Consider the following 8,087-nt stretch of genomic DNA (forward strand, 5'->3'; position numbering starts at 1 on the left):
GACTGGTATGCGGGAGTGTCGGATATTGGCGGCCGCCGATCAGCCGGTGTCTGCTGCGGAGGTGAAACCGAACCGATCCGCGTACCGCATCCCGTCGAGTCGGCGATCACTGGCCCTCGTCCTGACCGCGGTCGCACTGTCCGCCGCCTGCGGAGGTGCTGATACCGGCACACCGGCCGCGCCCGCCACGGCCACCGAGCACAAGACCGTGGACCTGAGCAATACGCTGATGACGCTGCAGGCGAAATACAATGTGCTCTTCGGGATCGCCGCGGTCGATACCCGGGGTAGGCGGACCTTCGAATGGAACGCCGACGACCGATTCGCGATGTGCTCGACTTTCAAGGTGTACGCGGTGGCCGCGATCCTGCGACTGGCCGAACGCGAGGAACTGGATCTGAACGACAGGGTGCCGATAACCCGCGAGGACATCGTGATGAACTCGCCGGTCACCTTCGATCACATCGGCGAGCTCATGAGTTACTACGAGTTGAGCCGGGCCGCGCTGGTCCGCAGCGACAATACGGCGGCGAATCTGCTGCTGCGCCGGCTCGGCGGCCCCCGCGCCGTCACCGAATTCGCGCGTTCGATCAACGACTCGCAGACCCGGCTGGATCGGTGGGAGCCCGAGCTCAACGAGGCGCGCGCCGGTGACCCTCGCGATACCAGTACCGCGTCGGCGTTCGCCGCCGGTTATCGCAAGCTGATCCTCGGTGACGGCCTGAGTACCGAGTACCGCCGCATGCTCACCAGCTGGATGCGGTCGAGCGTCACCTCGCGTGCGCGATTGCGCGCGGGTCTGCCGCTCGGCTGGGTGGCGGCGGACAAAACCGGTAGTGGCGCCTATGGCACAGCCAACGACGCCGGGGTGGTGTGGAGTCCCAACGGGACATCGCTGGTGCTGGTGATCTTCAGTCGTTCGACCACTGGCTATCCGATGGCCGCGGGCGCCGATGCCGCGGTCGCCGACGCGGCGGCGGCGGTGCTGGGCACCATGTCGCGGTGAGCTCGACGCCCGGTATCCGGGCACACGGATATCGGGCGCCTGAAATGGGTGATACCGAATGCGCATCGCGACAATTCCGCTGGCCGGGGTCACTCGCCGAAGCGCAGGGCCACCTCCGGGGTGACCGGCCGGGCCAGGCAGGGGAGTATCCGGCCGGCGGTGCGGTCGGCGGCGGTCAGCGCCGACAGCGGATCGGTGTCCATCTCGACCTCTCCGCTCTCGAGCGTGGCGAGGCAGGTGCCGCAGGAGCCGCCGAGACAGGAGTAGGGCAGGTCCTCGCGCCGGGTGAGGGCCGCATCCAGGATCGTGTGCTCGCGCGGCATCGCGAATTCCAGCGGCTCACCGTGGCCGGTGAGCGTGATGTGGCTGGCCGCCCCGGTCCTCCGGGGTGGCCGGGGTGGCCGGGTCTCGAACAGCTCGGTGCGAATCCGCGACCGGTCGACGCCGCGGGCGCGCAGGGCCGACAGCGTATCGGCCACCAGTGCTTTCGGCCCACAGAGGAACCATTGATCGGCGTCGGCGCGGGTGATCTCGACCGGGTCGATCCGGCGGTACCGGTGGACCGGGCCCTGCGGGTCCGGCCGGATTCCGGTGCGCTGCCGGGACAGATGATGGGTGACGTGCAGGCGCCCGGGATAGCGGGCGGTCAGTTCCCGGATCCGCGCGGCGAGCATGATGTGCGCCCGGTCGCGGCTGCCGTAGTGCAGCGTGACGGTGCTGTGCGGCTCGACCACGAGGACGGTGGCGATGATCGAGACGATCGGGGTGATACCGCTGCCCGCCGCGACCGCCGTGTACCGGCGCCGGGCCGTGGGATCCAGGTCGGGAGTGAAGCTTCCGGCCGGCTCGGAGACATAGAGTGCCGTACCGGTGATCCGGTGCTCGAATACGTGGGAGCTGAACGCGCCGCGGTCGCGGCGCCGTAGCGCGATCCGCACCCGGTCCGACCCTGCCTCGTCGCACAGCGAATAGCTGCGGCGGATCGGCTCGCCGTCGTGGGTGCCGCGAATGACCACGTGCTGGCCCGCGGCGAACCCGAACCGGGACCGCAACCGGTCGGGCACCTCGAACTCGACGATCACGCTGCCCGGAGTGTCGTGCACCACCGAACGTACGTTGAGCCGGTGGAATCCGCGCGCCGGGCCGTGCGGCAGCGGATCGAACCGCGTGGCCGGTTCGGGCGCGGGCCGGGCCGGGCCGCGCAGAACGAGACCGAGGGCGAACGCGGCCCGGGCCGCGCCCGGCCGGGGGAGGCTTCGCATACCGATACCGCCGAGGGTGAGTGCGGTCCGGGCGAGCAGATCCGGGCGCAGCAGCGCGGTGGGCGGGTCCAGCAGGCCGGCGATGCGGGAAATCTGCCGGCCGACGGCCGCGTCGCGTTCGCCGACCGCCATGGCGAGTCCGGCTACCGGGCCGAGTGCGCGCAGCGCCGGCCACCCGGCGGCGTCCACGTGCGGCATGGCCAGATCGAACAGAGCGGTGATCGCCCAGGCGTCGTCGATCGCGGCCGCCACGGACCGGAACCAGCGCCGCGGCAGGTCGTGGTCGCCGGCCGCGAGTACCGCGCGCAGCCGCAGGGCCTGCAGCGCCGAGACCGTCATACCCTGACCGAAGGCCGGGCTGAAACTGCAGACGGCGTCACCGAACACGAGCAGTCCCGCCGGAAACCGATCGAGCCGTTCGTAGCGGCGGCGTTGGTTGGCGGGGTAGCGATAGGTCGCGATCCCGGTACGGGGTTCGGCGTCGAGCAGCGCCGGCCGGAGGTCGGCGGGCGCGACCGAGGACGCGAATCGCCAGAAGCCGTCCGGATCGGTCGGAGGGTGGTCTTTTCCGTATCCGATCAGCGTGAGGATATGTTGCCCGTCCTCCACCGCGAACAGCGCCAGGCCCCGGGCCGGGTTCTGGTTCGCGATCACGATTTCTTTGTCCGCGGGCGCGGAGTCGGCGGGCAGTCGCAGATAGCGGCTCGCGTATTTCATATCGATCCGCACGCCCTCCTCCGCCGGGCGTTCGTAACCGAGCTCGGCCAGCCAATCACCCACAGGGCCGTGGCGTCCGGTACTGCTCACCACCAGATCCGCCGGGATATCGCGGCCGGTGACCCGCACGCCGGTGACCCGGGCCCGTGACGCGTCGGTGAGCAGGTGCTCCGCGGTGGTGTTATCGATCAACCGGACACCCGGCAGCGCGCGGACTCGCTCCCGCACCCGCCACTCGAGAAGTGGGCGACTGGCCTGCAGCAGCGAATACCCGGAATCGGATTGCCGTAGCGTATGTCCCGCGACGGTCATCCGCATCTCGGTCAGGGACCGGCATTCGACCGCGCCATCGGCGAGCAGTTGCGCGGTGAGACCCGGGAACAGGTCCTCGAGAATCTGCCGCCCTCGGGCCAGCAGCGCGTGGACGTGTCTGCCCTGGGGGACGCCCCGCCGGTCTCCAGGGGCGGACAGATCGTCGCGTTCGATCACCACGACTTCGCCGAAGCTCTCACTGAGCACCCGGGCGGCCAGTAGCCCGCCCATACTGGCGCCCAGCACCACCACTCGCCCGCGCACCGGCGGTCGAGCTGCCGCGTATTCGCTCATCGTCGCCTCCGGCATTTGTTGTCCAGCGGTCTCGGGCGCCTCGGAGCTCGTCCGCAATTCTGAGACTATTCGACAAATTAGTCTCAGTACAGGCAGCGTGGCAAGGCGCCGGGGTAGAAAGAGCCATGACTTCCTCGACCCGGTCATCGGATGCGTTGCTGGACGCCGCGGTCGAGCTGATCGGTGAGAGCGGTCTCGACGGCCTCACCCACGCCGCGGTCGCCGCCCGCGCCGGTGTCTCCCGGGCCACCGCCTACCGGGAATTCGGTGATAAGGACGGGCTGGCCTCGGCGGTCGGGCGGCACGAGGTGGTGAAAATGGTCGCCGCCGCGTTCGCCGAACTCGAACTCGACACCGGGGTCGGCGAGATAGCGCGCACCGCAACGTTGTTCGCGCTGCGCTACCTGCGGGAGCATCGCGCCTTCAACTATCTGCGCGTACACGAACCCGCCTGGCTGCTCAACGTGGCCATCGAACACGGCAGTGCGCACCTGAATCTGGTCGAATCCGTGGCCGCGGCCGCCGAACCGCTGATCGCCGGCCGCGACGACGGGCATCTGGCGTTGCCGCCGCGTCTGGCGGCCGAAGTCGTGGTCCGGACCGTGCTCTCGCACGCGCTCATCCAGGACAGCGGTCTCACCGACGCGGAGATCGCCGCGACCGTGGCTCGTGCCGTCACTCGCGGGCCGCGCTGACGGTCGCCGGTCTATTCCGGTTGGACCAGCAGCCCGACCGAGGCGGCGAAGGCCGGGGCGAGGTCGAGCAATTGTTCCGGGGTGACGACCGCGCCGCGCAGGGCGCTGACCCCCTCGGCGATCCGCAGGGTCTGCGCGCCGCGGAAATCCACTTTTGTCAATCGTGCGTCCCGTACCACGAGTGCCGAAATCTCCGAACCCGCGAAATCGACCTCGGTCAGTGTCGCGCCGCCGAAATCGACATGCCGCAGCACGGAATCGACGAACCGGACCTTCGTCAGGGCCGCGCCCCGGAAATTGACCGAATCGAGTTTGCAATTGTGGAACTCCACCCGGCGCAGCTCGGTGCCGCTCGCCTCGACGCCGGACCAGGCGCCCTCCACGACCTCCGCGTCCATCCAGGCCGCGTCCGCCGAATCGGTGCCGGTGATCCGCACCCCGTGCAACCAGACCTCGGTGAACCGCGCGCCCCGCAGCGAACCTCCGTCCACCTGTACCGACCGGAAGGTGCACTGGTCGAACACGGTGTGCGCGGCGTCCGGCGCGGTGAGGACCGCGTCGTCGAAGCGGCGGCAGTCGTACTCGCCCTCCCTCGCTATCGCACCGGCCGGCTCCAGCAGGTTCGCGAACGGCAGGTCGGTCAGTTCCCGCGGCATGGCACCCTCACGAGATCGCAATAGACGAACGCGGTGGACCTCCGAGACGCTACACCCGGGTGTGCGCGGCGCTGAGTGCCGCTCCCGGCATGTGATCGGCCGACCCGGCGCGCCCGTGCGGTGCGCTCGATCGGTACTCGTCGCGATACAACCCCTGGGCGCGCCACCGCGGGATCGCCCCGTCGGCGATCACCTCATGGCTGTTGAGCAGGCGCCTCGGACCGCAGACAGTGACCGTCGCGGGGATATTCGCATCGGCACGTCTCGGCGTGCTCACGGCCGACGCGCTGGCGACGGCCTGTCGGGGTGAGGGATTTGCGGGGCGTTGCCGGCTCCGCGGCTACCCGGCTCGATCTGCATGTCAAGAGCTTCACCATCTCCTCGGAGCTGCTCATTTCCTCAATAGAGAATGTTATTCTCTCGAAAAGAAGTGAGGCGTCGGGTCTCAGGAATCGAGGCGATGGAAGTGCTCGGTCGACTGCGTATCCGGCTGCCTCGGCTATCCTTACAAAGATTGCAATACTTATTGCGCTTGTGCTGATTGGACGTTAGATTCCTTACAAGTCCTCGACATCGAGGTGGGTCGGCGCTATCGGCCGGGTCGGTTGGGAGTCAATCGGATGTTGCAGCAAGAGGCGCGCTTTCAGGGCGGCCGGTCGATCGGGCTCGCGGCGGGATGGCAGCAACGGCGCGTCACCCCGCCGAGCCGGCTGTTCGGCGCCAACGGCCTGCGGACCGGTCCCGACGGCCGGATCTATATCGCCCAGGTGACCGGCAGTCAGATCAGCGCACTCGATATCGACACCGGCGCAATCGAAACCATCAGCGCCAAGGGCGGCGATATCGTCGCGCCCGACGATTGCGCTTTCCACCCGGACGGCACCCTCTACGCCACCGAGGTGATGGACGGCCGGGTCAGTGCCCGGCACGCCGACGGCACCACCCGGCTGCTGCGCGCGGATCTGCCCAGCGCCAACGGCATCACCGTCCACCAGGGCCGATTGTTCGTCAACGAGTGCCGGCCGGGTGGGCGGCTGATGGAACTACCCCTCGACGGCGGCGCTCCCCGCATCCTGCTGGAGAACATCGAACAGCCCAATGCGATGGAGGTCGGCCCCGACGGACTCCTCTACTACCCGGTGATGGGCACCAACGAGATCTGGCGTATCCATCCCGACGGCGGTGCGCCCGAACGGGTCACGGGCGATCTCGGGGTGCCCGACTCGGTGAAGTTCGACCCGGACGGTTTCATCGTGTCCACCCAGGTGGCATCGGGTCAGGTGCTACGGATCAACCCACGCAACGGCGAAAAGACAGTACTGGCCCAGCTGAATCCCGGGCTGGACAACTGCACGCTGGTGAACGGGCGGCTGTTCGTCTCCAACTTCACCGGCGAGATCACCGAGATCCTGGCCGGGGGCGAGACCCGCACGACGCTGCCCGGCGGGCTGAACTGGCCGCTGGACTTGACGGTGGCTCCGGACGGCACGCTGTTCGTCGCCGACGGTACCTACTTCTACGCGGTCCGCGACGGCGGGCTCGAAACCGTCGGCATGCTGTTCCATCCGGGTTATCCGGGATTCGTCCGCGGGGTGACCGCCACCGGCCCCGGTGAATTCGTCGTCGCCACCTCGGGTGGCCAGATCACCCGGTGGCGGCCCGGCGCCGCGGAAAGCGAGGTCCTGGCGGGTGGCGAGGCGCCGTTCGATCAGCTGTACGGCATCGAGACAGGGCCCGGGGGGATCGTCGCCACCGCCGAGTTCGGTACCGGTCGGGTACTCGGGGTGACCGGTGGTGGCCGGGTCGAGGTACTGGCCTCCGGACTGGACAAGCCGCTCGGGGTCGTGTTCACCGATGGGGGCACCTGTCTGGTCTCCGAATCCGGTGCCGGGCGGATCGTGGCGGTGACCCCCGCCGGAGTGGACACTGTGGTCGACGGTCTGGAGACTCCGCAGGGCATGCTGATCCGCGGCTCCGAACTGCTGGTCGTCGATTCCGGGGCCAAAACGCTCGTCGCCATCGATCTGGAGACCAAAGGCCGTGAGGTCCTCGCGTGGAACCTGCCGGTGGGGGCGCCTGCGGGCGTGACACCGAAACCGCTGCTCGGTATGCCGCCGTTCTCGGGTCCGCAGGGGCCGTTCGCCGGTATCACCGCGGGTGCCGACGGCACCGTATATATCGCCGCCGATGCCGAGGGCAGTGTGCTCGCGTTCCGGAAGGACGGGTGAGGAATCCATGACGACCGAATTCTTCGGCCTCGACGGACGCGTGGTGATCGTGTCCGGTGCGGGCGGCGGCGGTATCGGTACCGCGGTGACCAGGCTGGTCGCCGCGACCGGGGCCACCGTCCTGGGAGTGAGCCGCGGGGCGGAGAACCTCGCGAAACATGTGGAACCCTTGGCAGGGGAGGGGCTGAAGGTGATTCCGGTGCAGGCCGACGCCGGTACCGACGAGGGTGTCGCCACCGTACTGGCCGCGGCCCGGCGCGCCGAGGGGGACCTCTACGGTCTGGTGAATATCGCCGGCGGCGCCGCGCCCGCCACCTGGATGCCGGCCACCCGCGTAACGCGCGAGGACTGGCGGGCCCTGTTCCAGCAGAACCTCGAATCCATGTTCTTCATGAGCCAGGCCGTGGCCGGGGAGATCAGGGGAGAAGGCCGGCCGGGGTCGATCGTCTCGCTGTCGTCCATCAGCGGGATGAATACCGCGCCCTTCCATATCGCCTACGGCACCGCCAAGGCGGCGCTGGTGGCGGCCACCCGGACGCTGGCGGTCGAATTGGCGCTCAGCGATATCCGGGTGAACGCGATCGCTCCCGGCGTCACCGAGACCCCTGCCTCGGGCACCTATGTGGGCGAGGACCCGGAACGGGACCGGACGGCCATCGCTATGGGCCGGCGCGGACGTCCCGAGGAGCAGGCCGGCGCGGTGCTGTTCCTGCTGTCGCGGCTGTCGTCCTACATCACCGGGCAGACCCTGCTGGTCGACGGCGGGCTGAACCTCAAATGGACCCATCTGGGCGCCGACAACACCTCGCTGTTCCTCGCGGACGAGGGATTCCGCGCCGCGATCACCGGCTGACCACCGAAATGCACCGCACCGACACCGACTGTCCCCGGACCCGGGGTGGGAGAACGCCATGAGC

General features: G+C 69.0%; 7 protein-coding genes. 4 read left to right on the forward strand and 3 right to left on the reverse strand.

Going from position 1 to position 8,087, the window contains the following annotated elements:
* The first annotated feature begins 61 nt into the window (after positions 1–61).
* Positions 62–1,006 carry a class A beta-lactamase gene (gene bla, locus NS4_RS08855; RefSeq protein WP_063059043.1) on the forward strand — a complete coding sequence of 315 codons (945 nt, stop codon included), beginning with the start codon at positions 62–64 and terminating at the stop codon, positions 1,004–1,006.
* Positions 1,007–1,095: 89 nt separating this feature from the next.
* Here bla and NS4_RS08860 read toward each other — a convergent pair whose 3' ends face one another.
* Positions 1,096–3,591 carry a 2Fe-2S iron-sulfur cluster-binding protein gene (locus tag NS4_RS08860; protein WP_169811742.1) on the reverse strand — a complete coding sequence of 832 codons (2,496 nt, stop codon included), beginning with the start codon at positions 3,589–3,591 and terminating at the stop codon, positions 1,096–1,098.
* Positions 3,592–3,716: 125 nt separating this feature from the next.
* Between NS4_RS08860 and NS4_RS08865 the strand changes: the two genes are divergently transcribed.
* Positions 3,717–4,286 (forward strand): TetR/AcrR family transcriptional regulator, encoded by a 570-nt coding sequence (locus tag NS4_RS08865; RefSeq protein WP_063059029.1) that lies wholly within the window; start codon positions 3,717–3,719, stop codon positions 4,284–4,286.
* 11 nt (positions 4,287–4,297) lie between these two features.
* Here NS4_RS08865 and NS4_RS08870 read toward each other — a convergent pair whose 3' ends face one another.
* Together NS4_RS08870 and NS4_RS32100 are read right to left on the reverse strand one after the other, a co-directional pair.
* Positions 4,298–4,942 (reverse strand): pentapeptide repeat-containing protein, encoded by a 645-nt coding sequence (locus NS4_RS08870; RefSeq protein WP_063059030.1) that lies wholly within the window; start codon positions 4,940–4,942, stop codon positions 4,298–4,300.
* 49 nt (positions 4,943–4,991) lie between these two features.
* Positions 4,992–5,219 carry a hypothetical protein gene (locus tag NS4_RS32100; protein WP_157105956.1) on the reverse strand — a complete coding sequence of 76 codons (228 nt, stop codon included), beginning with the start codon at positions 5,217–5,219 and terminating at the stop codon, positions 4,992–4,994.
* 343 nt (positions 5,220–5,562) lie between these two features.
* Here NS4_RS32100 and NS4_RS08875 point away from each other — a divergent pair, with 343 nt between their 5' ends.
* A complete protein-coding gene (locus NS4_RS08875) occupies positions 5,563–7,170 on the forward strand; it encodes an SMP-30/gluconolactonase/LRE family protein (RefSeq protein WP_063059031.1) in 1,608 nt (535 codons plus the stop codon).
* 7 nt (positions 7,171–7,177) lie between these two features.
* Positions 7,178–8,023 (forward strand): SDR family NAD(P)-dependent oxidoreductase, encoded by an 846-nt coding sequence (locus NS4_RS08880; protein ID WP_063059032.1) that lies wholly within the window; start codon positions 7,178–7,180, stop codon positions 8,021–8,023.
* Positions 8,024–8,087: the final 64 nt, after the last annotated feature.

The sequence above is a fragment of the Nocardia sienata NBRC 100364 genome (assembly GCF_001613205.1).
Classification (GTDB): domain Bacteria; phylum Actinomycetota; class Actinomycetes; order Mycobacteriales; family Mycobacteriaceae; genus Nocardia; species Nocardia sienata.

What these genes read in the sequence shown, in the direction of transcription:
- NS4_RS08865 (WP_063059029.1), top strand. Translation starts at nt 3,717, where the DNA reads ATGACTTCCTCGACCCGGTCATCGGATGCGTTGCTGGACGCCGCGGTC.
- NS4_RS08870 (WP_063059030.1), bottom strand. Translation starts at nt 4,942, where the DNA reads ATGCCGCGGGAACTGACCGACCTGCCGTTCGCGAACCTGCTGGAGCCG.
- NS4_RS08875 (WP_063059031.1), top strand. Translation starts at nt 5,563, where the DNA reads ATGTTGCAGCAAGAGGCGCGCTTTCAGGGCGGCCGGTCGATCGGGCTC.
- NS4_RS08880 (WP_063059032.1), top strand. Translation starts at nt 7,178, where the DNA reads ATGACGACCGAATTCTTCGGCCTCGACGGACGCGTGGTGATCGTGTCC.
- NS4_RS08860 (WP_169811742.1), bottom strand. Translation starts at nt 3,591, where the DNA reads ATGAGCGAATACGCGGCAGCTCGACCGCCGGTGCGCGGGCGAGTGGTG.